Below are 26,414 nucleotides of genomic sequence, written 5' to 3'. Positions count from 1 at the left end.
TGGGCGATGGAGTGGACGAGGCTGCGCGTGCTCGAGCTCGGGCCGGGGGAGGTGCACGCGCACGCGTGCGGGGAGTCGGAGTGGATCGTGCTCCCCCTGGCGGGTGGCTGCGAGGTCCGCTGCGCGGAGCCGGCTGGCGCCGGCGAAAATTCAGCCCCTCCGGCGTTTGAGGAGCGGGGTCCGGGGCGGAGCCCCGGGAGCGGACCGCAGGTTTTCCGACTGCGCGGGCGGACCGGGGTGTTCGGCGGCCCCACCGACTTCGCCTACCTCCCCCGCGACGGCCACGCGGAGATCCGGTCGGCCGGCGGCGGCCGCTTCGCGCTGGTCGGCGCCCGCTGCGAGCGCCGCCTGCCCGCCCGGTACGGGGCCGCCGCCGGGGTCCCCGTAGAGCTGCGCGGAGCCGGGCAGTGCTCCCGCCAGGTCAACAACTTCGCCGCCGCCGGGGTCTTCGACTGCGACCGGCTCATCGCCGTGGAGGTGCTCACCCCCGGCGGCAACTGGTCCTCGTACCCGCCCCACAAGCACGACGAGCACCATCCCGGCGTGGAATCCCGGCTGGAGGAGATCTACTACTACGAGATCGCCCCGCACGGGGACACGCCCGGCCTCGGCTACCAGCGTGTCAGCCCCTCCCCGGCGGGGAAGACCGACATCCTCACCGAGGTGAGGACCGGTGACGCGGTCCTCATCCCGGACGGCTGGCACGGCCCCTCCATCGCCGCGCCCGGCCACGACATGTACTACCTCAACGTCATGGCGGGACCCGGCGCGACCCGGGAGTGGCTCATCCGGGACCACCCCGACCACGGGTGGATCCGTTCCACCTGGACCGGCCGGGACACCGACCCCCGGCTGCCCTTCCACCGAGCGGAGGACCCCGCGTGAGCACCTCGCCGACCGTCCGGCTCACCGTCGCGCAGGCCCTCGTCCGCTTCCTCTCCCGGCAGTACACCGAGCGCGACGGGCACCGGCAGCGGCTGATCGCCGCCACCTGGGGGATCTTCGGGCACGGGAACGTCGCCGGGATCGGCCAGGCCCTGCTGGAGGCCGGCCGCGAGGAGATGCCGTTCCTCCAGGGCCGGAGCGAGCAGGCCATGGTGCACGCCGCCGTCGGGTTCGCGCGCCAGAGCGGGCGGCTGTCCGCGCACGCCGTCACCACCTCCATCGGGCCGGGCGCCACCAACCTCGTCACCGGGGCCGCCCTCGCCACCATCAACCGGATCCCGGTGCTCCTGCTGCCCGGTGACGCCTTCGCGACCCGGCCCGCCGACCCCGTCCTCCAGCAGCTGGAGGTCCCCCATGCGGGTGACGTCTCCGTCAACGACACCCTGCGCCCCGTCTCCCGCCACTTCGACCGCGTCACCCGTCCCGAAGCCCTGATCCCCGCCGCGCTGCAGGCCGTACGGGTCCTCACCGATCCCGTGAGCACCGGCGCCGTCACCCTCGCGCTGCCGCAGGACGTACAGGCCGAGGCGTACGACTGGCCGCAGGAGTTCTTCGCCGAGCGGGTGTGGGGCGTACGCCGGCCCCGCCCCGACCGAACCGAGCTGGCGGCGGCCGCCCGCGCCGTACGGGGCTCCGCGCGGCCGCTGATCATCGCCGGCGGCGGGATCCGGCACAGCGCGGCGGGGGCGGCGCTGGCGGAGTTCGCCGAGGCCACCGGGATCCCCGTGGCCTCCACCCAGGCGGGCAAGGGCGCCCTGCCGTGGGACCACCCCGCCGACGTGGGCGGGATCGGGCACACCGGCACTGCCACCGCCGACGCGCTGGCCCGCGAAGCCGATCTGGTGATCGCCGCCGGGACCCGGCTCACCGATTTCACCACCGCCTCCGCGACGCTGTTCCAGGACCCCGGTGTGCGGTTCCTCGGGCTGAACCTCGACCCGTACGACGCCCACAAGCTCGCCGCCCGCCCCCTGGTCTGCGATGCGCGGGCCGGCCTGGAGGAACTCCGGGCCGAGGTCGCCGGGTACCGGGTGGACCCCCCGTACGAGGCGGCGTACAAAGAAGGGAAGAGGGCGTGGGAGCGGCTGGTCGACCAGGCGTACGCGGCTCCCGACGAGGACGCCGTCCCGACGCAGGCACAGGTGCTGGGCCTGCTGGACGGCCTCGTCGACGGTGACGACATCCTGATCAATGCCGCCGGTTCGCTCCCCGGGGACCTGCACAAGCTGTGGCGCGCCCGCTCCGCGGACCAGTACCACGTCGAATACGGGTACTCCTGCATGGGCTACGAGATCCCCGCCGCGATCGGCACCGCGCTGGCCGCCCCCGGCCGGCCGGTGTGGGCGCTGGTCGGCGACGGGACGTACCTGATGAACCCGACCGAGATCGTCACCGCCGTGCAGGAGGGGATCCCGGTCAGGCTGGTGATCCTCGACAACCACGGATACGCCTCGATCGGCGGGCTCTCGGACGCGGTGGGCGCCGAGGGGTTCGGTACCGCCTACCGCTTCCGGGCGGTGGACGGTTCGTACAGCGGTGCGCCCCTGCCGCTGGACCTGGCGGCCAACGCGGCCTCCCTCGGGATGGCCGTCATCCGCGCCCGCACCCTCGGTGACCTGCGCAAAGCCCTCGCCGAGGCGCGGGCGGCGGACCGTCCCGCATGTGTCTACACGCAGACCCGAACACCCGACACTGTGTCGGGCCCACCCCCCGCACAGGCGTGGTGGGATGTACCTGTGGCCGAGACCGCGACCCGTACGTCGGCGGTGGAAGCCCGAGAAGAGTACGACCGGCAAGCCGCGCAGCGACGTCGCCATCTGTGAAGGAGTTAGGCATGAAGACCGTCAACCACTGGATCGGTGGCAAGACCGTCGAGGGCGCGTCGGGCAACTACGGCCCGGTCACCGACCCGGCCACCGGCGAGGTCACCACGCAGGTCGCCCTCGCGTCCGCCGACGAGGTCGACGCGGCCGTACAGGTCGCCAAGGAGGCGTTCCTGTCCTGGGGGCAGTCCTCGCTGGCCGCCCGCACCAAGGTGCTGTTCGCCTACCGCGCCCTGCTGGACGCCAACCGCGACGCGATCGCCGAGCTGATCGTCGCCGAGCACGGCAAGGTGCACTCCGACGCGCTGGGCGAGGTCGCCCGCGGCCTGGAGATCGTCGAGCTGGCCTGCGGCATCACCGTGCAGCTCAAGGGTGAGCTGTCCACCTCGGTGTCCAGCCGCGTGGACGTCTCCTCGATCCGCCAGCCGATCGGCGTGGTCGCGGGCATCACCCCGTTCAACTTCCCGGCGATGGTGCCGATGTGGATGTTCCCGCTGGCCGTGGCCTGCGGCAACACCTTCATCCTCAAGCCGAGCGAGAAGGACCCCTCGGCCTCCACGCTGCTGGCGCAGCTGGCGAGCCAGGCCGGTCTGCCGGCGGGCGTGCTGAACGTGGTCCACGGTGACAAGGTCGCCGTCGACGCGCTCCTCTCGCACCCCGACGTCGCGGCCGTGTCCTTCGTGGGCTCGACCCCGATCGCCCGCCACATCCACACCACCGCCTCCGCCAACGGCAAGCGCGTACAGGCCCTGGGCGGCGCCAAGAACCACATGCTGGTGCTGCCGGACGCCGACCTCGACGCCGCCGCCGACGCGGCGGTCTCGGCCGCCTACGGTTCGGCCGGCGAGCGCTGCATGGCGATCTCCGCCGTCGTGGCCGTCGGCTCCATCGCCGACACCCTCGTGGACAAGATCCGCGAGCGCGCCGAGAAGATCAAGATCGGCCCCGGCAACGACCCGACCTCCGAGATGGGCCCGCTGATCACCGCCGCCCACCGCGACAAGGTCGCCTCGTACGTGACGGGCGCGGCCGCGCAGGGCGCCGACGTGGTCCTGGACGGCACCGGCTACACGGTGGAGGGCAACGAGAACGGCCACTGGATCGGCCTCTCGCTGCTGGACAACGTCAAGACCGACTCCGACGCCTACCGCGACGAGATCTTCGGTCCGGTGCTGTGCGTGCTGCGCGTCGAGACCTACGAGGAGGGCGTGGCGCTCATGAACGCCTCGCCGTTCGGCAACGGCACCGCCATCTTCACCCGCGACGGCGGCGCCGCCCGGCGCTTCCAGCTGGAGATCGAGGCGGGCATGGTCGGCGTCAACGTGCCGATCCCGGTGCCGGTGGGCTACCACTCCTTCGGTGGCTGGAAGGACTCGCTCTTCGGCGACCTGCACATCTACGGCAACGACGGCATCCAGTTCTACACCCGGGGCAAGGTCGTCACGACCCGCTGGCCCGACCCGTCGGACGCCCCCGCCGGCGTGGACCTCGGGTTCCCGCGGAACCACTGACCGCCAGGCTCCGGCGGCAGCCCTCGCACGCCCCGTAAGACTGCTCGCCCCCCGCAACCCTCACCGCGGGGGGCGAGCCCGTTTCCGGCCGGGCCTTCCCGGCCGCGCTCAGAACAGCGACCAGACGTCGGCCGCCGCCGTCTGCGACCAGACGGGGTCGCCGTGCCCGTAGCCCGGGACGACGGTGAAGCGGACCCGCCGGTTGCCGCCCGCCCGGATCAGCCGGGGGCCGCGCGTGTGGTCGCCGCGGCCCAGCTCGGTGTTGATCCACACCACTTCGGCGGAGATCCGCTCCCAGTCGATCGCGTACGTCTTCTCGTCGCCCGCCCAGACCGCGGCCAGGTCCCGGGCCAGGGCGGTCGGGACCAGCCCGCTGCCCAGGGCCGCGGAGGCCTCGTGCCAGGTGGCGAGCGGGGTGTGGGTGAGGCCGAAGCGGTCCTCGGCCGGGGTGGCCCCGAAGGCGTACGAGCCCGCGGCGTGGCCCTGGGTGTGGATCCAGTTCGCCGGGCCGGGCAGCAGGGACGTGCGGACCAGCGCGAAGTGGGCGAGCCCGGCATTGGTGAAGCGGAGTGCCGGGTCCGGGGGCCAGGGGACCTCCGAGGGGCCCGCCGGGTGGGTGACGGCCCGCTCGACCAGCGCCGCCAGGCCCGGGTCCGTCGCGTACGAGCCCCCCGCGAGCAGGGCCTCGTACGCGTCCCGGGTCTGGGCCGCCCGCACGGCCAGGTCGCCGGAGTAGGGGCCGGTCGTGTCCAGGGCCACCACTCGGGTCAGGCGGGGCGAGTCGTCGTGCGCGGCCGCGTCCAGGGCGAGCAGGGCCCCGGCGGAGTGGCCGACGTACTGGTACGGCAGCCCGAGCGCCCCGTCCAGCGCCTCCACGACCGCGGCCAGATCCCGGCGGTGCGCGGCGAGCCCCCAGTGGGGGCCGATGTCCTGCGCGGTCGCGGCGTCCTCGCGCGGGGTGACGCCGACGACGAGGAGGCCCTCGCGGTGCAGCCGGTGGGCGAGGTTCAGGTCGGACGGGGTGAAGAACGCGGAGCCGAAGTTCAGCCCCCCGCCCGGCAGGAGGTACGCGATCCCGTGCGGGGTCCGCCGGGTGTCCGCGACCACGTCCACCGTGACCGGGGCCGGACCGCCGTCGTCGAGCGGGAGCGTGAGCCGGATCCAGCCGTCCGCCGGGACGTACACCGCGGTGCCGGTGCCCAGCGTCCGCTCGACGAGGGCCAGCAGCCCGATCCCCGCGTCGGCGGGATCCGCGGGCCGGCCTGCGGGGACGGTTCCGTGCGCGGGCCGGCCGGGCTCCGCTTCGCCGTGCTGTCGTGCCATGTGTGGTGCCTCCCGGCGCCTGCCCCTGACCGGGGATGGCCGAATGCCGTCCCCTGGGGGACACCTTTGCCGATCAGCGCACTTCGGCCAAGTCCGGTACCGGTTCCGGCTGTTCGGCGGCGGCCCGGCGGCGCCGGCGCAGTACCCGGGCGCCGACGGTGGCGCCGGCCAGGACCAGCAGGGCGCCGAGTGCGGGCCACGGCACGGCGAGGAACTCCGTGGCGGAGGAGGAGACGAGGTCGGGGTAGGCCGAGGCGCCGGCCGTGATGTCGACGGTGACCCAGTCGGACTGGGGTGCGTCCGCCCACTCCTCGGTCAGCTCGATCCGCTGGCCCGGCAGCAGGACGAGCTTCAGCTCGCGGGCCGGCCGGTCGAGCACCCGGCGGCCGAACAGCCCCTCGGCGGAGACGGTCACCTTCGGCTCGACGACCACGTTGCCCCGGTTGACCAGGGAGTACGTGATCGTGGCGCGGGCGTCCTTGACCCAGGGCAGCAGCGGCGCCGCCCGGCTGATCTTCACGTCCTCCACGCTCAGCCCGGGGGTCACCGGCCCCGGGACCCGGAAGTACAGGCGGGCGCCGACCTGGCGCTTCACCCCGACCTGGACCTTGCCCTCCTGCTGGATGCCCTCCACGGCGGTGTTGAGGGCGACGATCCCGCCCACGTGGTCACCGGGCGTCGCGTCCGCCGGAACCTTCACGGAGAACGGGAAGTCCTTGCGGCCCTTGGGCGGCACGGTGACCGTGGTCCTGGTCTCGGGAGGCAGCGCGACCCACGTGCCCACGTCCTTGGGCTTCGTCTCCACCGGCAGCAGCGCGAAGCCGCCGCCCACCGGGGTGTTGACGGCGTCGGTGGCGAATATCTGGAACGTCAGCTCCTTGTCGGAGGAGTTCACGATCGTCGCGCTGTCGCTGATGGTGGTGCCGGCCTCGCCCTGGTGGAAGAAGTACGCGCGGTCGGTCATCGCCGCACCGGCCGCGGGCGTCGGGAAGACGCCCCAGGTGCCGTTGTCTGCGGCCGTCGCGGGGAGGGCCGGGAGCAGCAGGGCGGCGAGGCCGAGGAGCAGGCCGAGGAGGAGGGTGCGGGTGCGCATGGGCGGTTCTCCAGTCGGGCCGGACGGGGAGGGTGTGAGGTTGGGGGTCCCTGGTCGAGGGGTGGTGCGCGGAAGGGTGGTGCGCGGAAGGGTGGTGCGCGGAAGGGTGGTGCGGCGCCGGAGCGCCGCACCACCCGGGTGGAGCGGGGTCGTACGGGTCAGGCGATCGAGAAGGTGACGACCGACTGGTAGCTGTCCGCGAACATGAACGGCGGGAGCTGGATCATTCCGGCTCCGCCGATCTCGAACTCGCCACCGGTCAGGTCTTCGCCGCCCGCGGCCGCCGAGGCGACCTTCATCGGGACGTCGGAGATCGCACCGGGCGTACCGGTGGTGCATACGCTCGGGCTGGCCGGGTTGGTCACCTTGCAGGTCGGCTGGATGCCGATCTGCGCCGTGGCCATGGAGTGGCCGGTGACCGAGTTCAGGAACGGCGTCCGGGTCGCCGAGACGTCCCAGCCGAGGGTCCCGCCGCGGAAGTCCTGGACGGCCATCGCGGTGAACTGGCCGACGACCGACTGGGACTTGCCGTTGATGGTGACCGAACCGAAGCTGACGGCGGGGTTGCCCGCCTGCGGGCCGATGGCCAGCGGGCCGGGCAGGACCTCGACGTCGACCGGGTTCTGCACGCCGGGCTGCGGAACGATGAAGATGTAGCCCTTGTACGGGAGGATCGAGCCGTCGATCTTGATCGCGTCGGCGGGCAGGTTGACCGTGATGTTGCAGGTCGCGACGCCGGCCGCGGTGGCCGTGCCGGCACCCGTGTCACCCGTGGCCGTACCGTTCTTGAGCGCGGAGCAGGTGACCGGGCCCGCCGGGAAGTTGGCGCCCGTGACGACGACCGCGGTGCCCGCCTCGCCGCTGTTGGGCGTCAGCTTGGTGGTGATCGGGTCCTTGGGCAGGGCTTCCACGACCACCGAGCCGAGCGAGGCGCTCGGGCGCGGGTTCGGGGTACAGGTGGTGGTGAAGACCGAGCCCATGAGGCTCGCGTCGGTCACCGCCAGGTCCAGGGCAACCTGCACCGTGGTGCCCTCGGAGCCGTCCGGGATCTTGATGGTGCCGGAGAAACCGGAGGGGTCGAGCGGCGTACCGGCAACCACGTCGACGGTCTCGGGCGGGCTGACGACCGTCTGGAGGGTCGACCCGACCTTGAGGGTGATCTTGGAGACGTTCGTGGTCGTCACCGAGAAGCTGGGGACGACCGGGCTCGGACCCGGGTCGATGGAGACCGGGACCACGTCGCCGGCCTTGGCGCCGTCGGGCAGCGTGATCGTGTAGTTCTGAGTGCCCGAACCACCCGGCTGCGGCGCGGGCGCGACGCAGTCCATCGGGACGGGCGTCGTCTTGGTCGCGGCCTGCGCGGTGCCCGACAGACCCACCACGGCGCCCGTCAGGGCCAGGGACAGAGCGCCAGCCCCGGCCAGAACTCTTCGTCGAAACGTTGTACTCACTGGGTCGCGACTCCTTCGTCATACGAACCCTCCCCCCACCCGCTGTGTGGGGGAGGTCGAGCCGGTGCGGTGGCCGACATTGACGCGTCGCGGGATTAAGAAGTCAATGACTTGCTTTCGCCCGAAGCACACAGAAATTGATGTGCCATCAGGCCGGGTGGAGCGGAGGGGTGGATACCCGTTGGCCGGTGGCCCGCGCGGGTGGGGCGGGTGGGGTTCCGGACGGGCCGGTCGGACCGGGCTTTCGCGCTGGTCCGGCCGGGGTCCGCCGGGGGCGGGGCAGGCGCCGCCGGCGGAGGACCCCGTACGGACTACCGACCGGTCGGGACGTGCAGCAACAGGTTCGGTGTCCCGGCCGGCAGGGCGGTGATCCGGTCCCGCACGGAGTCCCGTACGAGGGTTTCGGCCACCTGTGCGGGCGTCTGGCGCGGACCGCCGGCCGCCAGCCCCCGAGCCAGCACCAGCGCGGCGGCGCCCGCCACGTGCGGGGCCGCCATCGAGGTGCCGGAGGCGCGGGCGAGGGCCGTGGTGGAGCCCTTCCAGGCGGAGGTGACGGCCACGCCGGGGGCGGAGAGGTCCACGCAGGCGCCGTGGTTGGAGAAGGCGGGCCGCCGGTCCGTTGCGTCCGTCGCGCCCACGGTGAGCGCCTGCGGGACGCCGCCGGGGGAGCCGGTGCAGGCGTCCTCGCCGGAGTTGCCCGCCGCCACGGCGAAGGTGATCCCGGACGCGACGGCCCGCGTCACCGCCCGGTCGAGGGCGAAGCTGCGGCCGCCGCCCAGGCTCATGTTGGCCACGGCCGGGGTGGCCGGCGACTTGAGGGCGTCCCTCACCATCCAGTCGATGCCGCGCGTGATGGCCGACAAGGTCGCGTCCCCTCGGCAGTCCGCCACCTTCACGGCGACGAGCGAAACCCCCTTCGCCACCCCGTAGGCGGCTCCGCCGACGGTCCCGGCGACGTGCGTGCCGTGGCCGTTGCAGTCCGTGGCGCCTTCCATGAACACCGCGTTGGCGCCCCAGCGGGCCCGGCCGCCGAACTCCTGGTGCAGGGTGTTGATCCCGGTGTCCACGATGTACGCGGTGATTCCCTCGGCCTTGGCCGGGTACGTGTACGAGCCGTCGAGGGGCAACTCGCTCTGGTCGAGCCGGTCCAGGGCCCAGGGCGCGGGGGTCTGGACGAGGGGAGCGGCGGGGGCGACGGCGTCGCCGAGAGGGGTGTCGCCGAGTGGAGTGTCGTCGTCGATCCGGAAGACCGTGTCGGGCTCCACGGAGGCAACGCGGGGATCGGCGGCGAGTTCGGCGGCGCGGGCGGCGGTGGTACGGACGGCGAAGCCGCTCAGGGCGGTGTCGTAGACGGTCTCGACGCGGTCGCCGACGGCCTCGGCCTCGGCGGCGAGGGCGCGGGCGGTGGCGGCCGCGGCGGCGCGGGTGGTGGTGTCCTTGAGGACGACGACGTAGGCGGAGGTGGGGGCGGCGTCGGTGGCGGCTGAGCCGGTGGCGGCGTACGGCGGCAGGGCGGTGGCCACCGCCAGCAGGGCGGCGGCCGGGAGCAGCGCGGTGAATGCGGTCATGCCGCCGATGCTCGGCGAGCCACGGGCCGCCCGCGCGGAGGGTGCGCCGACTGGCCCCACGACACGCCGCCCCAGGGGGCGCTGGGGGGGCTACCGGGCGAAGGGCCAGCCGAGCATCCTGAAGACGCCCTCGTCACGGGCGCCAGCCGCCCCGTACGTGGCCAGCGCGGCCTCGTTGTCGGTGTCGACGCCCACCCACATGCCGTAGCAGCCGCGCGACTCGGCCTCGACGGCGAGCGCCTCGGTCAGGGCCCGGCCGAGGCCGCGCCGGCGGTGGGCCTCGTCGACGGAGAGCTCGTAGAGGCACATCTCGGTGCCCTTGTCGGGGTGGATCATCTCGATGCCGGAGACCATGCCGACGGGCGCGCCGTCCACGTAGGCGATCAGCATCAGGTGTCCCGGGGCGGAGAGGAACCGCTCTGACCAGTCCGCGCGGGCGGGCCCGTCGAGGAGGGCTTCCGCGGCGTGGAGTTCGGCGACGGTGCGGGCGGGGCGGATGTCCATGGCGGCGACCTTGACTCTCTCCCCGGTAAACGGGGGAGATTCCCACTGGGCCGCCGCTGTTGAGCGGTGGTCGTAGGTGGTTCCTGTTTCATCACCCGTTGCCCGGCATGCCGGGTCTTGCACAGGCTCCGCAGGCATTTTACGTGTCCGGGAGTCCCTCGGCCACGATGCGTCGTCCTTCACGTCGGAGATTGGTCTCAGCGTTTTCGTCCCGGTCGTGCACGGCTCCGCAGTCGCATGTCCAGCGGCGGATCTTGAGCCCTTCGAGTCCTCTGGGGCCGGTGAGGGCGCCGCATCCGGGAGCGGAGCACAGTTGGGTGCTGGGGAACCACCGGGACACCTTCACGAACGTCCGTCCGTAGCGGGCGCACTTGGCTTCCAAGGTGCGAGTGAACTGCCCCAGGGCTTGATCGTGTACGGACTTGGCTCGCTTGCCCTTGCGGTGGCCCATGGCCTTCACGTTCAGGTCTTCCACGTACACGGCTTGGCTCTCGCGCGTGATGCGGGTGGTTTCCTGCTCGATGAAATCGCGTCGCTGGTCAGCGACGCGTGCATGGGTCTTCGCTACGGCCAGCTTGGCTTTGTGCCGGTTGCTGGAGCCATTCTCACAGCGGGAAAGCTTGCGCTGGGCACGCCGGAGCTTCTTCTCCTGACGGCGGAAGAACTTCGGCGTGTTGACCTTTCGGCCCCGCAGAACCGCATACGTGGACAGACCCAGATCGATGCCGGTATCCGTGTCCTCCACGTCCAGCTCGGGGAGCAGCTTCTCCTCGACTTCGACGACGAACGATACGAAGTACCGTCCGGCCGAATCCTTGATCATCGTCACGGACGACGGATCAGGGGGAAGCTGCCTTGACCAGCGGACTTCCACATCACCGATCTTGGGGAGACGGAGCCTTCCCCCGCTGGTGATGGAGAAGCGGGCGGCTTTGGTGAACCTCACGGACTGACGGCTGGTCTTCTTCTTGAAACGCGGCGGCCCCATCTTCGGGCCCTTACGGGTACCGTTCTTCGACGAGATGAAGTTGCTGTAGGCCGTCTGGAGATCCCGCAGGGAGGACTGGAGCAGGACCGCCGACACGTCGGCCAGCCATGCCCTCTCCTCCGTTTTCTTGGCCTCGGTGATGAGCTGCTTGGCCAAGCCCACGATCGAGGGAGACGAACCATCCTTCTTGTAGGCGTCCTGACGGATGCGCAACGCGTCGTTCCACACGACACGGGCGCATCCGAACGCCCTCGCAAGTTCGATTCTCTGCGGGACGCTCGGGTACGCACGGAACTGGTACCTGAGCTTCATGCCGATCACCATACATACTTGGTTTATGAGTGACTACACGAACATCCGCACTGGTAGACATTGTGCGTTTCTCATGCACACCCACTTGGTTTTCGTGACCAAGTACCGGCACAAAGTCTTCACCGACGCCCACCTCCGACGCATGCAACAGATCATGCGGGACGTCTGTGCCGACTTCGAATGCGAGCTGGTCGAGTTCAACGGCGAGAACAACCACGTACACCTCCTCGTGAACTTCCCGCCCAAGGTGGCCATCTCCAAACTGGTCAACAGCCTGAAGGGCGTCAGCTCACGCAGACTCCGTCAGGAATACCCCGAACTCATCCGCCACTACTGGCGGGCACAAAGACTCTGGTCCGGCTCCTACTTCGCCGGATCAGTCGGCGGAGCCCCGCTCTCAATCGTCCGTCAGTACATCGAGCAGCAGAACCGGCCCGCATGAACTGACCCTCACGACAGGAGCGAAGCGATCTCCGGCGCTTCGCGCCTCCGGGCCAAGGATGCGCTTCACCTCCGCCCTAAAGGGCGGAGTACTGCGCAAGAACTCGGATAGCGGTGCCGAGAGCGGCGACGAATGAGGCGCCCATGGCGATGAGGATCACGTCGCCGCCAGCCGTGACGAGTGAGGCGCCGCCGACGGTGACGAACGGGGTGACCCCAGGGTCGACGAACAGGGACGAAGCAGAGGCCAAGGCAGTGCCGGGGCGGCCGCGAAGGTGCTGGCGAAGGCGAAGACGGTGGGCAAGGCGAGGCGGCGGGGAAGGCGAGGTGAGGGTTCAAGGGGCGGTGTGACGGCGGTGGCGATAATGGCCGGATGGCCCACGGGGAGCACGATGTCGACACGGAGTGGCGCGCCGCGCCGGAGGCTCTGCGCAGGGTGCTCACCCTCGCCTACGCGTCGCTCGCGGCCGGAGGCCTGGCGGTCGGAGCGGTCCTCACGGACGCCGACGGGAAGCCGGTCGCCGAGGGGCGCAACGAGGCGTACGAGGACGGCCCGGGCACGGGGCCGCTGCGCGGGACGCCGCTCGCCCACGCTGAGATGAACGCGCTGGGGGCCGCCCGCACGGGCCGGGACCTGGGCACGACGACGCTGTGGAGCACCCAGGAGCCGTGCTCGATGTGCGCGGCGGCGGCCGAGTTCACCGGCGTCGGGCGGGTGCGGTACCTGGCCCCGGACCCGTGGGCGCTGTCGAGCGACAACGGCTCCGGCGCAGGCGCCGACCCCGGCCGGACGCACTGGCTGCTGGTGGCCAACGCCATGTTCCTGCGGAGCGTGGCCGTGGCCTCGGACGGCCCCGGGGAACCACGGATCCTGACGCACCACCGGGCCGTCGAACCGGAGACCGCCGCCTTCCACGACAACCTGCCGGCGGGTCTGCCGACGGCCGCCTCACCGGAGGACTGGCTGCGCCCCCACTGGGCCCGTCTCGCGGAGCTCTCGGCGGCCCGCGAGCTGCGCACGCTCGCCGACACCCGCGGGCTCACCCGGGATCAGGGGGTCGTGGCCGACACCTGCCGGACCGGGGTGCCACCCCGCGTACCCGCCCCTGCCCCGGGAGACGGGGTGCCGTCGGTCCAGGCGTAGACCTCCTTGCCGCGCACCGTGACCTGGTACTGGTAGCCGTCACGGCATTCGGGCCGCTCCTCGGACCCGGTGCCCGCCGGCCACCACTTGGCCTCCAGCGCCGTCCCCGCGTGCTTGCTCGGCGTGCCCGCCGAGCACTGTGGGCCGTCCAGCGGGGTCGCGCCCAGCGTGAAGCGGAGCAGCCGGGCCTCACCGTCGGTGCGCGCCATTATTCGCACGTCGGTCGCGTCCTTCGGTACCCAGCGCGGCAGCACCCAGGTCGCCTCTCCGTGCGCCCGTTCCCCACGCGTCGGAGCGTCGGCGGCCGTCGCGAAGCGCATGCCCTTCTCCTTGAACACCCGGTCGTTGATCGTATCGGTCAGGGGGTTGGGCGGGAGGTTGGGCAGGGCGATGGCAGCGGTGGCGAGGACTCCCACGGTGGCGGCGGCGATGACGAGAGGACGGCGGTTCATGTCTACGAGTATTCGCGGCGGCGGCCGTAGTCCGCGTCCCTCCCGAGGCTGAACCGACTCTCTGCCGGAAGGGTGACATCGGCTCATACCTGAGTACCGGTCCCGAGCTGACCACCGGCAGAGATCCGGATCCCTCGCGAGGCGGAAAGCAAGCCGGGCGCCCGCGCGTGCACCCCGACACCCGTGGGGGCAGCCCTCGTTAGAGGATGCGTGCCCCGCCGCCCCGCTCCCACCCCCGCTCCCACCCCTGCACCAGCCGTTCCGGCCCCGGTCCCGGCCCCCGCCCGGACCGGAGCCCGGGTGTCCGCCCTCGTCACCGGCGCCGTGGCCGCCGTACTGGCCTTCGCGCCCCCGGCGTCCGCGGCCCGGCAGGCCCCGCAGGTTCCCCAGGACAAGCCGCAGGTGCTGAACGGCTGGACGCAGCCGGGCACCGCCAGCCAGACCGCGTGGGCCGCGGCGCGCGGGAACCGGGGCGAGTGGGAGCCGTACGGCTTCGACTGGACCACGGACTACTGCACCACGTCCCCGGACAACCCCTTCGGCTTCCCCTTCCGGACGGCCTGCGCCCGGCACGACTTCGGCTACCGCAACTACAAGGCCGCGGGCGAGTTCCCGGCGGCGAAGCCCCGGCTGGACGAGATGTTCCACTCCGACCTGAAGAGCGTCTGCGCACGCTACTCGGGTGCCCGCAAGGCCTCCTGCGACGGCACCGCGTGGACCTACTACCAGGCCGTCAAGGCCTTCGAGTAGCCCTCCGGACCGATTCCACAGTCCGCCGGCGAACGCGGCGGCAGCCGCGGCGCCTTGAGCCTGCCCCTGCCCTGCCCCTGCCGCACCAGCCGGGCCAGGACGAAACGCCGGAACCGGCCCCGGCGGAGATCGCCGGGGCCGGTCCTGGGGCATGGTGCTGCGCGGGCTAAGACAGCGGGGAGCGCAGTTCCAGCAGGGTGATGTCCGCCGGGGCGCCGACCCGGACCGGTGGGCCGAAGAAGCCCGCCCCGTTCGTCACGTACACCTTGGTGTCGTCCACCGTGCCGAGCCCGGAGTTGACCGGATTGGCGAGCTTCGTGATCGCGGTCAGGGGAAACATCTGGCCGCCGTGCGTGTGTCCGGACAACTGGAGGTCCACCCCGTGCCGGGCCGCCTCGTCGGCGAACACCGGCTGGTGGGCGAGCAGCACGACGGGACGCGACAGATCCCGTCCGCCCAGGGCCTTCCCGAGGTCGGGCCCCCGGCCGTAGTCCTCCCCGGCGAGGTCCTCGACCCCGGCCAGGTCGAGGTAGGCCCCGTTGTGCCGGATCTCCACGCGTTCGTTCACCAGAGGGCGGACACCGACGTTGCGCATCTCGTCCAGCCAGTCCTCGACGCCGTCGTAGAGGTACTCGTGGTTGCCGGTGACGAAGAAGTTTCCGTACCGCGATTCGAGACCCTTCAGCGGCCGGGCCGCAGGCCCCAGCTGGGCCGCCGTTCCGTCGGCGAGATCGCCGACGATCGTCACCAGGTCGGCCTGCAGCCCGTTGACCATCCGGACGATCCGCTCGGTGTGGGAGCGCCCGAGGAGCGCTCCCAGGTGGATGTCGCTGACGACGGCGATCCGCAGACCGGCCAGGCGCGGGTTCACCTTGGAGAGGGTGACCGGTACGCGCTTGATCAGCGGGTCACCGAGCGCCGAGGACATGCCGTAGCCCACGGTGCCGAGGGCGGTGGCCCCGGCCAGGGTGCCCACCGCCCGGCCGAGGAAGAGCCGGCGGCCGACCAGGCGGTCCTCCGCCTCCGCCGGGGCGGGTACCGGCGGCGGCTGGGCCGCCGGCCCGGCGGCCGGTGCCGAGGCCGACGCCGAGGCCGAGGCCGACGACGGGGCCGACGACGGCGCCGAAACCGACGCCGACACGGGGACCGGTACCGCCGTCGCATCCGCCTGCTGCCCGGCGCGCCGCCACCTGCGCAGTGCGAGCGCCCGCGGCAGTTCGAGTATCACGAGCGTCGGCAGCAGGTAGAGCAGCACTCCGATCAAGACGTAGCCGGGCCACGCCAGGAACCGGCCGCCCCCTCCGTCCGAGGGATCGAACAGCGGGGTGAGGATCCGGGTCCCGGGAGCGAGCAGCGCCGACAGGACCACCCCCCACGTGCCCAGCCGCCGCACGGACGTCCCCGGCCTGGTCGTGTCACGGACCAGGCGGATCCACAGGTAGTAGTGGACGGCGGCGGAGCCCACCAGCATGAGCGCCGTCACTCCGAATCCCAGCATGTCTCTCTCCCTCGCGCCGGATGGATCAGGCGCGGTCGGCGCGGACGCCGACCCCTGCCGTGTCGGGCTGCCCGGAGGCAGTGGCAGTGGCACTGGCGGCGGGTGAGGCCGGGGCCGACGACTCGGAGATGCCGAACCGGTCGTGGAACGCGCGCAGGGGCGCCGGGGCCCACCAGTTGGCCTTGCCGGCGAGCCGCATGGAGACCGGTACGAGGACCGCGCGGATCAGCGTGGCGTCGACCAGGATGACCACGACCATGCCGATGCCGAGCATCTTGAGGAAGACGATCTCGGACGAGGCGTACGTGGCGAACGAGGCCGCGAGGATGACCGCCGCCGAGGTGATCAGCGGGCCGCTGCGCTCCAGGCCCGCGGCCACCGCGCCCGCGTTGTCGCCGGTGAGGTCGTACTCCTCCTTGATCCGCGACAGCATGAAGACCTCGTAGTCCATGGACAGGCCGAAGGCCACGCAGAACATCAGGATCGGGATGCTGGGCTCGATCGAGCCGCTCGGGGTGAAGCCGAACAGGTCGGCCAGGTTGCCCTCCTGGAAGATCCACACGAGGACGCCGAACATCACGCCCATGCTCAGGGTGTTCAGGAGCATGGCCTTCGCCGGGAGGAGCAGGCTTCCGGTCATCAGGAACAGCACGAGGAACGTGGTCACCAGGATCAGCCCGAAGACCAGCGGCAGCCGGTCGACCAGCTCGGAGCGGAACTCGCTCAGTTCGGCGGGGTAGCCGCCGATCTTCACCGAGCCCGGCTCGGCGCCCTTGGCGGCGACGGAGCGGATCTCGGAGTGGGCCCGGTCGATGTCCTGGGCGACGGTGCGGTGCGTGGCGACCACCGAGTACCAGGTGCTGCGCTCGCTGGCGAACCGGCGGGAGGACTCACCGGGTTCGGCGATCTTCCGGCCCTTCGCGTACGAACCGGTGAGGGCGTCGACCTGATGGATGCCGTCGACCTGGGACAGCTCGGTGGCCGTGGCCTCGATCGAGGACCGGTTGGCGTCGGTCCCGGCCTGGCCGGTACGCAGGACCTTGATCGCGCTCGTTTCCTCGGCGGCGAAGTTGTCGAGGATCTGCTGCTGGACCACCCGGCTGGACACGTCACTGGGCAGCACCTGCGCACCCGGCACGCCGAAGGTGAGACCCAGCGCCGGCGAGGCCAGCCCCAGCAGCACCACCAGCGCCGGGATTCCGTACAGCAGCGGGCGGCGCATCATGCGCAGCGCGGTGTGGTGCCACCAGCCCTGCTCGGGGCGGGTGTTCTCGTTCTTGCGGGCGACCTTGTGGCCGAGGCGGGCCAGCGAGGCGGGCAGGATCACCAGGGCCGCGAAGACCGAGGTGAGGACCGTGGCGATACCGGCGTACGCGAACGAGCGCAGGAAGGGGAACGGGAAGAGCAGCAGGGCGGCCAGCGACAGGATCACGGTGAGGCCGCTGAAGGCGACGGTGCGGCCGGCGTTCGCGACGGACTGTTCGACGGCCTCGGGGACGGACCGGCCGGCCCGCAGCTCCTCGCGGAACCGGTTGATGACGAAGAGGCTGTAGTCGACGCCGAGCCCGATGCCCATCACCAGGGCCAGGTTGGCGGCGAAGGTGGAGACGTCGGTGATGTACGTGACACCGCGCATCAGCGCCAGTGTGGTGATCACCGAGAACAGGCCCATGCCCAGGGTGAGGAAGGCGGCCGAGAACCGGCGGTAGATGGCGAACAGCAGGAGCAGCACCAGGGGCAGGACGATCATCTCGGCCCGCAGGAAGTCCTTGCGGGACTGCTCGGCGGCCTGCCGGAACACCTCGTCACCGCCACCGACCTGGACCTTCACCTGGGCGCTGTCCCGGGTGAAGGCCGGTGAGATGTCCGCCAGCCTGGTCCGGGCCTCGGTCACGGTGCCCGACAGGCGGGCGATGATCAGGGCCTGCTTGCCGTCCGTGCCCCGCATGGTGGGCGAGTTGCCCCGCGACCAGTACGAGAAGACTTCGGCCACTCCGGCCTGCCCGGCGAGCTCCCGCTCCAGGGCGCGGCCCTCGGAGGCGACGGTGGCATCGTCCACGCCGCCCTGCTTGGCGGTGACCATCAGCAGCACGCTGGGCGTGCCCGCCTTGAACTCCTTCTCCAGGACGGCGCGGGTGGTGACCGACTCGGATCCGGGGGTCTCGAAGCGGCTGAGGACCAGGCGGTTCATGGTGCCGGCGGCCAGGACCAGGCCCAGTACGGCCAGGCCGATGCCGACCCAGACCACGAGCCGGGACCGGGCGGCCGTCACCCGTCCCCAGCGCTGCAGTGCGGGGGGATGTTCCACGGGGTTGTTGCGAGGGGACTGCTGTGTTCTCGGCATTTTCAGCTCTCTGGATGAAGGGGGAACTGTGGGGGGCAGGGGCGAAGAGGGGGCAGGGCAGGGGTCACAGACCGCGGGCGTCGAGCCAGGAGTCGATCCGGTCGAAGGTGGCGGGCGCCGAGCGGGCCATCGTGGCGTAGTGCCCGGCTCCCGGGATGGTGACGAGTTCGCTCTGGGCGCCGGTGAACAGCCGCTGGTGGGCGGCGCCTCCGGTGACGCGGGCGTCGTCGTCCCCGTACACGAGGAGGACCGGGACCTTGACCGAGGCCAGGTGCTTCAGGTCCGTGAAGACGGAGTCGAGCTGTGAGCTCATGTCGCCGCAGGGGTGACGGTTCTGGTGCGGGGCCGCGGCGTCCATGACGCGCTCCTCCGTGTCGTGGAAGTTGCCCCGGCGGAACTGGTCGGGCCCCAGGTCGTAGTAGACGTAGCCGCTCGGGTCCGAGGGCTCGCGGCTGGGCTGTCCGCCGGCCATGCAGCTCTGGAGGGCGCTGAAGAAGCGGGTGTTGGCCTCGGGGGTCAGGCCCCGGTCGGTCCAGTCCATGATCATCAGGCCGTCGATGTCACCGAACGAGTAGGCCTCGATCTGGGCGACCTGCCCGCCGTTGGACTGCCCGGCCAGGGTGACCGTGTCGAAGCCCTGCGCCGTCGCGGGGCCCTCGGCGGGCTTGCCCTCGAGGGCGTACGCCCCTGCGCGCAGCTGCTGCACGATCTGGTGCGCGATGTCGGCCTCGGCGCCGATGCAGGTGTCGAAGCCGTCGGGGCGGTCGCTGGCCCCGTAGCCGAGGCGGTCGATGGTGACGGAGGCGTGGCCGCGCTTGGCGAGCTCCTCGGCGTAGTGGTAGCCGGGCACGTCGAGGCGCCAGTACCACTCGCCCGCCGCGATCCCGTGCTGGTAGAGCGTGACCGCCCGCTTCCCGCCGGAGAGCACGGAGGCGGGCGCGGTCAGGTGGCCGCTGATCCGGTGGGTTCCGCCGCTGGTGCGGCAACCGGTCTTGCTGCCGTTGGTGTTGCGCACGGTGAAGGAGACCGGCACGTCCACGATGTGCTGAGCCGCGAGCCGCGCAGCGGTCTCCTTCGCGGCCGCCTCGGCCTCGGCGGGGGACGGCGCAGCGGATACGTTCACCGATGCGCCGGCGGCGGCCGCGGCCGGGGTGTCGGCGGCGGTCACGGCCGCCAGCACCGGACTCGCCAGCAGTGCTGCGGCCGCGCCCAGTACGGCGACCCGCTTGATGATGCTCATGAACTCCTCGCCTCTCGTACCGGCGCCGCAGTGGCGGCCGGCAGTTCTCCTCGTGCGCGGAGCCAGGCGGCCTGGTCCGTGACGGTCTGTTCCAACGGTCGGAAACTCGCGCCGAGTTCGCGGACGGCGCGGGCGGAGGAAACCCTCCGGTGGTGTCCTTCGAGCAGCGTCCGCATGCCGGTCCGGGTGGCGATGGGCGCCGCCCCGCGCGCCTTCGCCTGCCACTCCAGGACCGAGGCGATCGCCATCGCGGCCGGCGGGGGCAGCTTGCGCGGCACCGTCCCGGTGCCGGTCGCCCGCACCACGGCGGCGCAGATCTCGTGCAGCGGATACCAACTGCCGCCCGCGATGTAGCGCCGGCCGCCGGTTCCGAGCGCGGCCGCGGAGACACAGACGGCCGCCACGTCGCGGGCGTCCACCACGTGGTTGCCCGCCGTGGGCAGCGCCTTGATCTCACCGCGCGCCACCGCCAGGAAGAGCCGCCCCGCCGAGGTGGGTCCGGAGTCACCGGGGCCCCACATCCAGCCGGGCAGTACGAGCGGCACGCGCAGCCCGTACTTCTCGCCGAAGCCGTCGATCATCCGCTCCGCACGGATCTTGCTCGCGCGGTAGTGGTTTCCCCGGTCGGGGTCCCCGTTCGGGGTCTGCTCGTCCGCGGGCGAGCGGACGTCGCCGCCGCCCAGCACGGCGATGGAGCTCGTCTGCACCACCGTGGGCACCTCGGCGTCGACCGCCGCCTTCAGCAGCTCCTCCACCGCGTCCACGTTGGTGCGGTACAGCAGGTCCAGGTCGTGGCCCGGCTGGTAGTACTCGCGGAAGTACGCGGCCGTGTGGATCACCGCGTCCATCCCGTGCAGGGCGCCGGCGTAGCTGTCGATGTCGGTGACGTCCCCGACGACCAGCCGCAGCGCGGGATGCCGCGGCAGCAGCGACGCGGCGCGCTCCGGGTCCCGGACCACCGCGGTCACCTCGCACCCGGCGGCGAGCAGCCGGGCGACGACGGCGTGGCCGAGCAGCCCGGTGGCTCCGGTGACCAGCACGGCGCCCAGCGCCGGGTACTGCGGGGCCGGCTCAGAGGGCGGCGGGTTCGCGGTCATGCGAGGTCCTTTCAGGGCCGTCCGGTGATGCCGGGGATGCAGGTGACTCCGGTGATTCCGGGGCGAGCGCCTCGGGCTCCTCGCGCAGCCCGAGGCGGCGGTGGATCCGGCGCAGCGGGGCGGGTGCCCACCAGGCGCGACGGCCCAGCAGCGCCAGCACCGCCGGGACCAGCAGGGTCCGTACGACGAGGGCGTCCACCAGCACGGCCAGGGCGACACCGAGGCCGAGCATCTTGGTGTTGGTGATCCGCGACAGGCCGATGGACACGAACACCACGCTGAGGACCACGGCGGCCGCGGTGATCAGCCCGCCGGTGGTGCGCATGCCGTGCAGCACCGCCTCCCGGTGGTCGCCGGTCCGGTCGAAGTGCTCCTTGATCCGGGCGACGAGGAAGACCCCGTAGTCCATGGACAGGCCGAAGGCCACGCAGAACATCAGGACCGGAAGGGTCGCCTCCACATCCCCGGTCGCGGTGAAGCCCAGCAGCCCGGACAAGCCGCCCTCCTGGAACACCCACACCACCGCACCGAACATGGCGGTCAGGCTGAGGCCGTTGAGCGCGATCGTCAGCAGCGGCAGCGCCAGGCTCCCGGTCATCAGGAAGACCAGCACCAGAGTGCCGACCAGGATGAAGCCGAGGGCGGGGACCAGGCCCCGGCCGATGGCCGCCTTGCTGTCCACCACCTCGGCCGCCGGACCGCCCACGGAGGCGCCGTCGGACCCGGCCGCCTCGCGCAGCTGCCCCACGAGCTCCTGGTGGGCGGCCGAGGTCGCGGCCGTGTCGTCCTCGGCCACCACCGTCAGCAGGTCGTAACCCGCCGTCCGGCGACCGGAGTCGGCGGGCGAGGGGACCTCCGAGCGGACGCCGTCGCGGTAGGTGCCGGCCGAGGACTCGACCCGGGTCACCCCGGCGAGCGCGGACAGCTTCCCGGCGATCCGGTCCGCGGTGGCCCGCGCATCAGTGGAGGAGGCTCCGCCCGTACGCAGCAGGACCGGGATCGAACCCTCGGGCAGGTCGTCGAAGTCCTCGCGCAGGGTCTCCTGGGCGATCCGCGATTCGCTCGCGGCAGGCAGCTGACGGTGGTCGGCGGTGCCGAACCGGGCGTTCAGGAACGGCAGTCCCAGCACCAGCAGGATGCCCGTCACCGCCACCGTGACCAGCGGCGCACGGCGCATCACCAGCTCCGTCACCCGCCCCTTGGGCGGCGGCGTGGCCGCACGGCCCCGGCGGCGCACGGTCAGCGCGTCCACCCGGCGTCCCAGCAGCGCCAGCACCGCGGGCAGCACCGTCAGCGCGGTGAGGGCCGAGACCAGCACCACCGTGATCCCCGCGTAGGCGAGGGAGCGCAGGAAGTAGAGCGGGAAGACCAGCATCGCCGCCAGGGCGACCGCCACGGTCAGCGCCGAGAACAGGACGGTCCGGCCGGCCGTGCGCACGGTGCGCAGCACGGCCTCCCCGGGGACCAGCCCGGCGTCCAGCTCCTCGCGGAACCTGCGCACGATCAGCAGCGCGTAGTCGATGGCGAGGCCGAGTCCCAGTGCCGTGGTGAGGTTCTGTGCGAAGACCGACACCTCGGTGAAGCCGGTGATGATCCGCAGCACCGCGCCCGTGGCGAGGACGGTGACCAGGCCCACCAGGACCGGCAGCGCCGCGGCGAGCACTCCGCCGAAGACCCAGACCAGGACGATCAGGGTGAGCGGCAGGGCGATCAGCTCGGAGCGGGCCAGGTCCTCGGCCACGGTGCTCTGGATCTCGTTCTGCACGGCGAGCTGGCCGGTGATCCGTACGGTGAGTCCGCCCTTGTCGCCGCTCTGACCCTTCTCGCCCTGCTCGCCGCGGAACCGGGGTGCCAGTTCCTCCAGCGCCGCGCGGGCCTGCTTCTCGTCGCCCTCGATGCGGGCGGCGACCACCGCCTGCCGGCCGTCGTGGGAGCGCAGCTCGGCGAGCCCGGTCTGCCAGTACGAGACGACACCGACGACCGGCCTCTCGAAGGCCAGCCGCTCGGCCAGCGCGGCGCCCTGCGCGGCGAACGCGCGGTCGTCGACCTGCGCGCCCTCCGGCACGGACACCAGCAGGACGAGATTGGGCTGCTGCTCCGGGTAGTGCGCCTCCAGTACGCGCTGCACGCGTGCCGATTCCGAACCGGGGTCCGTGGTGCCGCCGTTGCCGAGCCGGTCGGGGAGGTCCGCCCCGAGCAGGAGGGCGTCCAGGACCAGCACGAGGGCCGCCACCAGGAACAGCCATGGCCGGCGCACGATGTGCGCGCCGAGGAGCCTCAGCATCACGCCACGCTTTCCACGGTGGCGCCGAGTACGGACACCCCGGCCGTCAGCAGCGTCAGATCGGGGTGTGAGGACCACGCGCCGACCGCGCCGTCAGGGCGTACGTAGATGACCAGGGGGCGCTGTTCGGCTTCGGCCAGTGCGGTCAGCTTCCGTCCGACGTCGACGGCCCGGGCGTACGGGGCCGAGGTGTCCCATCCGCCCCGGGGCCGGTGGTCGGTGAGCAGCACGACGTCCGTCCGGGACCCCACCGACGAGCGGGCCGCCAGCTCGGCGGCCTCCCGGGCGGTGGCTTCGGCGAGGTCGGCGCTGCCCCCCTGGACGACGAGCAGGGCGTGCCGGCCGGCCGCGAGGAACTCGTGCAGCGACGGCGCCCCGGTGCCGTGCAGCGGCTGCCACGGGCTGTCGGGCAGCCGCGCCCCGGGCCGCAGCAGGCGCGGACGCCTGGCGCTCTTGGTGCCCGTGGTGCTGCTCGTGCCCGTGGTGCTTGTGGTGCCCGTGGCGCCCGTGGCGCCCGTGGCGCCCCGGGGGTCCGCCTTCGGCAGCGCGCCCGGGACCGCCGGGCTCGTTTCCAGACCGGGATCGAGCTGGGCGAGTTCGGGAACGATCTTGCGGTCCAGTGCCCCGGTGGCCGTGGCCACCTTCAGCAGGGTGTCGCGCAGCACCCGCTTGGGGCCGCTGCGCAGCATCCACAGCCGGGTCTGGCGGTCGGAGTTGCGCAGCGCCCGCAGGGCGGCGGGCCGCCGCTCCGCCTCGTAGCTGTCCAGCAGTTCCGGATCCGCGCCGTGGATCACCGCGGCCAGCTTCCAGCCCAGGTTGAAGCCGTCCTGCACCCCGGTGTTGAGGCCCTGCCCACCGGCCGGGCTGTGGCAGTGGGCGGCGTCCCCGGCGAGGAAGACCGGACCGGCGCGGAACGTCCCGGCCACCTTGGTGTGGACCCGGAAGGTGCTGCGCCACCAGGTCGAGTCGACCTTCCAGCCCTTCGGCCCGCGGGCCGTCAGCAGTTCCTGGAGGTCCTCGTCGGACGGCGGCCGCACCTCGCCCGTGGCGTCGCGGTCGAAGAAGACGCGGTGCCCGCCGCCGGGCAGCGGTACGACGACCAGCACCCCCTCGGGGGTGAGGTGGTACTGGGCCTCGCCCTCGGGCAGGCCACCGCTGAACTCGCCGTCACCCAGCAGGAAGTCACGTGCGTACGTACTTCCCTCGAAGGAGATCCCGGCGGCCTCGCGCACCTTGCTGTGCGTGCCGTCGGCGCCCACCAGCCAGTGCGGCGAGAAGGGGGCGGGGGAGCCCGTACCGGGAACCGAGAGCGTGACCGAGACGTTGGAGGGGGCGAGTCCGCCGCCGCGCTCGGACGGGGCGGGGTCGGTGATCTGGACCTCGGCGAGCTCGGTGTCCCACTCGACGTCGCCGCCCAGCCTGAGCAGCCGGTCGTACAGCACGCCCTCGGTGACCGACTGCGGTACGCACAGCGGGTGGGGGAACGCCGTGTCGGCCAGCGCGCCGAAGCGGACCCCGCCGGTGCGCCGGCCGTTGGACCAGTACGACGCGCCGGACAGGGGCAGCGAGCGCTTCTCCAGCGCGTCGGCGACATCGATGCGCCGCAGCACCTCCAGCGCGCCGCTCCACAGGATCAGGGCCTTGGGCTCGCTGGCCGGGCCCTTCCTGCGGTCGATCACCCGGCAGTCCACTCCGTGCTGGAGCAGCGTGCAGGCCGTGGTGAGGCCGGTGGGCCCGGCCCCCACGATCAGAACGGTGTCGGTCTGCGTCATACGAGGCTCCTGGCATAGGAGCCGCCGCGCGAACGCAGCAGGTCCACGATCTGGTCGATGGCCTCGTCGGTGCTGGTGAAGTGGACCGCGAGCATGCCGAGGTCCGCGGCTGCCTGGCAGTTCTCGTCGAGGTCGTCGAGGAACAGGCACTCGTGCGCCGCCGCGGGCAGCCGCTCCAGCAGCCGCCGGTAGATCAGCGGATCGGGCTTGCGCACCCCTTCGGCCGACGAGTCGACGACGGCGTCGAAGAGCTCGTCCACCGGGAGCTGGGCGCGCCAGCGCGGGCCCCATTCCACGACGTTGTTGGTGAGCAGGGCGGTTCGGTAGCCGTTGCGGCGCAGTTCGCGCAGGAACCGCACCAGCCGCTCGTTGACGGTCCGGGCGCGGAACCACACCTCGCCGAACTCCTGTCCGCCGAGCAGCTCCGCGTACGTCCTGTGGCCGGGCAGCTCGACGAGTATCCGCTCGACCATCTCGCGCTCGGTGCACGAAGCGGTCTCCAGGTCCGCCATCGGGCTGCGGCCGTGGCGCTGTGCCGCCCGCGCGAAGGCCCCCTGGAGCTCGGGGAGCGGCACGTTCACGGCCTCGGCGAAGGCCGCGAAGGTGTCGTGCAGCGGATTGGTCAGGACGCCGCCGTAGTCGACCACGACGGTGGTGATGTGGCGGGAGGTCACTGCGCCACCTCCAGGCGGAACGAGGCGACGACGCGGCCCTGCTGGAGGATGTCCACGACGACCGGGACGACCAGCCTGCCCAGCGACTCGTTCAGCCGGAACTGCTCCACGCGGGCCACGGCACGGGTCTGGAGGTCGAGTTCCGCGAACTCCTGGAACTGCGCGTCCATCGAGGTCACCTGGAGACCGTGCGCCGATATGGCGTGCAGCGAGGACACGGAGGCCGCGGCCAGCTGCCGGGCGGCCTCCAGCAGGAGGTTGCCGGGAACGTGGTCGAGCTGGTGGTCGAAGAGGTGGGGATGCGTCGTGTCGGAGAGCACGGTGGCGGCGAACGCACTCTCCCCGGTGGCGATGGGCTGGGTGATCACCACGTTGTACGGGTCGCGACGGCCCACCGAGGCGGGGGCGGCGGCCACGTGGGTGGGGAGGACGCCGATGGTGTCCGCCAGAGTGCTGCGGCGGCGCTCGCGCAGCGCGCGGTAGACGCCGCGGGTGAAGAAGGCCAGGCCGCCGCTGCACCGGAGCGCGTCCCGGTCCTCGATGGCCAGCGAGCCGGAGAAGTCGATGGCCTGCACCCGGCCGTTGCGCTTGCGCTGCGGGAGGACGGTGAGGGTGGCGACCGCACGGGCCGGCCGGTCACCGGTGCGCAGGGCCGACTGGTCGCGCACCTCGGTCTGCAGGTGGCGGAAGATGAAGGACTCGTCCAGGGGGACGTCCTCGTAGGTGTGGGCGAGGAACACCCCGGCCTGCCGCAGCATTTCGATCAGCAGGAGGAAGTCGTGGGTGCCGGACTGCTCGCCCATGATGTGGGCGCGGGGCAGCTGGGCCGCCACCTCGTACGTGTCGGTTTGATCCGGCACCCGGCGGGAATCGGTCAGAAAGACCTCGGCGATCGCGGCGCGGTGGACCATGGCACGGGGGACGGTGCTGTCGTATCTGAGAGCGGAACGGAGCTCGTCCTGCTGCGCTGGACCGGTCATCGATTTCTCCAAAGAGACGAGAGCGGGGACCGGTCCACCTTGGAGGACGGGGTTTGACTGCCCGCTGGAGTAATCGCTGACCGTCCACGGGAGGGCCTTCGGGCGACGTCGGCCGAGCTCGGGACGGGCCCTGGGAGCGCCGTCGTCGCGGACGCTCTCCCTCCGTGTTTCTCAAATACCGGACGCCGTCAAGACGTCGGGTGATGTGAGCTCCCTCTCA

At 72.2% G+C, this 26,414-nt stretch carries 21 protein-coding genes; 6 read left to right on the top strand and 15 right to left on the bottom strand.

Annotated features, from left to right (window positions below):
• Window positions 1-6: 6 nt before the first annotated feature.
• From iolB to AC3IYI_RS14225, 3 genes are read left to right on the top strand one after another with little or no spacing between them, the layout of a single operon-like run.
• The gene (iolB, locus tag AC3IYI_RS14235) at window positions 7-885 is read left to right on the top strand and encodes a 5-deoxy-glucuronate isomerase (RefSeq protein ID WP_489411532.1); all 879 of its coding nucleotides are present in this window, start codon (window positions 7-9) and stop codon (window positions 883-885) included.
• Window positions 882-2,768: a 3D-(3,5/4)-trihydroxycyclohexane-1,2-dione acylhydrolase (decyclizing) gene (gene iolD, locus AC3IYI_RS14230; protein ID WP_489410531.1), complete on the top strand. Its 1,887-nt coding sequence runs from the start codon at window positions 882-884 to the stop codon at window positions 2,766-2,768. Before iolB ends, iolD begins: the two co-directional genes overlap by 4 nt.
• Before the next feature lie 11 nt (window positions 2,769-2,779).
• Window positions 2,780-4,279 carry a CoA-acylating methylmalonate-semialdehyde dehydrogenase gene (locus AC3IYI_RS14225; protein WP_489410530.1) on the top strand — a complete coding sequence of 500 codons (1,500 nt, stop codon included), beginning with the start codon at window positions 2,780-2,782 and terminating at the stop codon, window positions 4,277-4,279.
• A 108-nt stretch (window positions 4,280-4,387) separates the two neighbouring features.
• Here the strand turns inward: AC3IYI_RS14225 and AC3IYI_RS14220 are convergent, their stop codons facing one another.
• The 6 genes from AC3IYI_RS14220 to AC3IYI_RS14195 form a co-directional block, all read right to left on the bottom strand.
• Complete coding sequence (locus AC3IYI_RS14220) at window positions 4,388-5,602, bottom strand: hypothetical protein (protein WP_489410529.1); 1,215 nt, start codon at window positions 5,600-5,602, stop codon at window positions 4,388-4,390.
• Window positions 5,603-5,675: 73 nt separating this feature from the next.
• Entirely contained in the window at window positions 5,676-6,695 is a 1,020-nt protein-coding gene (locus AC3IYI_RS14215) for a WxL protein peptidoglycan domain-containing protein (protein WP_489410528.1), read from the bottom strand.
• Between the two features lie 158 nt (window positions 6,696-6,853).
• Window positions 6,854-8,146 (bottom strand): hypothetical protein, encoded by a 1,293-nt coding sequence (locus AC3IYI_RS14210; protein WP_489410527.1) that lies wholly within the window; start codon window positions 8,144-8,146, stop codon window positions 6,854-6,856.
• Window positions 8,147-8,457: 311 nt separating this feature from the next.
• On the bottom strand, window positions 8,458-9,714 hold the full coding sequence (locus AC3IYI_RS14205) for a S8 family peptidase (RefSeq protein ID WP_489410526.1): 1,257 nt from the start codon (window positions 9,712-9,714) through the stop codon (window positions 8,458-8,460).
• Window positions 9,715-9,804: 90 nt separating this feature from the next.
• Window positions 9,805-10,218: a GNAT family N-acetyltransferase gene (locus AC3IYI_RS14200; RefSeq protein WP_489410525.1), complete on the bottom strand. Its 414-nt coding sequence runs from the start codon at window positions 10,216-10,218 to the stop codon at window positions 9,805-9,807.
• A 139-nt stretch (window positions 10,219-10,357) separates the two neighbouring features.
• Entirely contained in the window at window positions 10,358-11,518 is a 1,161-nt protein-coding gene (locus AC3IYI_RS14195) for an RNA-guided endonuclease InsQ/TnpB family protein (protein ID WP_489410524.1), read from the bottom strand.
• 25 nt (window positions 11,519-11,543) lie between these two features.
• Between AC3IYI_RS14195 and tnpA the strand changes: the two genes are divergently transcribed.
• Both tnpA and AC3IYI_RS14185 read left to right on the top strand, forming a co-directional pair.
• Entirely contained in the window at window positions 11,544-11,960 is a 417-nt protein-coding gene (tnpA, locus tag AC3IYI_RS14190; protein WP_489410523.1) for an IS200/IS605 family transposase, read from the top strand.
• A 372-nt stretch (window positions 11,961-12,332) separates the two neighbouring features.
• On the top strand, window positions 12,333-13,103 hold the full coding sequence (locus AC3IYI_RS14185) for a nucleoside deaminase (protein ID WP_489410522.1): 771 nt from the start codon (window positions 12,333-12,335) through the stop codon (window positions 13,101-13,103).
• Here the strand turns inward: AC3IYI_RS14185 and AC3IYI_RS14180 are convergent.
• Window positions 13,010-13,555, bottom strand: coding sequence for a YbbD-related protein (locus AC3IYI_RS14180; RefSeq protein ID WP_489410521.1), 546 nt, complete (start codon window positions 13,553-13,555; stop codon window positions 13,010-13,012). The genes AC3IYI_RS14185 and AC3IYI_RS14180 overlap by 94 nt on opposite strands.
• A gap of 324 nt (window positions 13,556-13,879) precedes the next feature.
• Here AC3IYI_RS14180 and AC3IYI_RS14175 point away from each other — a divergent pair, with 324 nt between their 5' ends.
• Entirely contained in the window at window positions 13,880-14,305 is a 426-nt protein-coding gene (locus AC3IYI_RS14175) for a phospholipase (RefSeq protein ID WP_489411531.1), read from the top strand.
• A 166-nt stretch (window positions 14,306-14,471) separates the two neighbouring features.
• Here the strand turns inward: AC3IYI_RS14175 and AC3IYI_RS14170 are convergent, their stop codons facing one another.
• The 8 genes from AC3IYI_RS14170 to AC3IYI_RS14135 all read right to left on the bottom strand — a co-directional run bounded on the left by AC3IYI_RS14170 (window position 14,472) and on the right by AC3IYI_RS14135 (window position 26,194).
• Complete coding sequence (locus AC3IYI_RS14170; RefSeq protein ID WP_489410520.1) at window positions 14,472-15,803, bottom strand: metallophosphoesterase; 1,332 nt, start codon at window positions 15,801-15,803, stop codon at window positions 14,472-14,474.
• 25 nt (window positions 15,804-15,828) lie between these two features.
• Complete coding sequence (locus tag AC3IYI_RS14165) at window positions 15,829-18,111, bottom strand: MMPL family transporter (RefSeq protein ID WP_489410519.1); 2,283 nt, start codon at window positions 18,109-18,111, stop codon at window positions 15,829-15,831.
• Window positions 18,112-18,211: 100 nt separating this feature from the next.
• Window positions 18,212-19,387, bottom strand: coding sequence for an alpha/beta hydrolase (locus AC3IYI_RS14160; protein WP_489410518.1), 1,176 nt, complete (start codon window positions 19,385-19,387; stop codon window positions 18,212-18,214).
• A complete protein-coding gene (locus AC3IYI_RS14155) occupies window positions 19,384-20,484 on the bottom strand; it encodes an NAD-dependent epimerase/dehydratase family protein (protein WP_489410517.1) in 1,101 nt (366 codons plus the stop codon). Before AC3IYI_RS14155 ends, AC3IYI_RS14160 begins: the two co-directional genes overlap by 4 nt.
• Window positions 20,459-22,768 carry an MMPL family transporter gene (locus AC3IYI_RS14150; RefSeq protein WP_489411530.1) on the bottom strand — a complete coding sequence of 770 codons (2,310 nt, stop codon included), beginning with the start codon at window positions 22,766-22,768 and terminating at the stop codon, window positions 20,459-20,461. The genes AC3IYI_RS14155 and AC3IYI_RS14150 overlap by 26 nt, the downstream gene beginning before the upstream one ends.
• Complete coding sequence (locus AC3IYI_RS14145) at window positions 22,768-24,540, bottom strand: FAD-dependent oxidoreductase (RefSeq protein WP_489410516.1); 1,773 nt, start codon at window positions 24,538-24,540, stop codon at window positions 22,768-22,770. Before AC3IYI_RS14145 ends, AC3IYI_RS14150 begins: the two co-directional genes overlap by 1 nt.
• A complete protein-coding gene (locus tag AC3IYI_RS14140) occupies window positions 24,537-25,214 on the bottom strand; it encodes an HAD family hydrolase (protein WP_489410515.1) in 678 nt (225 codons plus the stop codon). The genes AC3IYI_RS14145 and AC3IYI_RS14140 overlap by 4 nt, the downstream gene beginning before the upstream one ends.
• Entirely contained in the window at window positions 25,211-26,194 is a 984-nt protein-coding gene (locus AC3IYI_RS14135; protein WP_489410514.1) for a ScbA/BarX family gamma-butyrolactone biosynthesis protein, read from the bottom strand. The genes AC3IYI_RS14140 and AC3IYI_RS14135 overlap by 4 nt, the downstream gene beginning before the upstream one ends.
• Between the last annotated feature and the right edge of the window lie 220 nt (window positions 26,195-26,414).

This window comes from Streptomyces sp. GL_148 (genome assembly GCF_057834205.1).
Note: the sequence above shows the minus strand (reverse complement) of the source record. Positions and strands in the feature narration are given on the sequence as shown.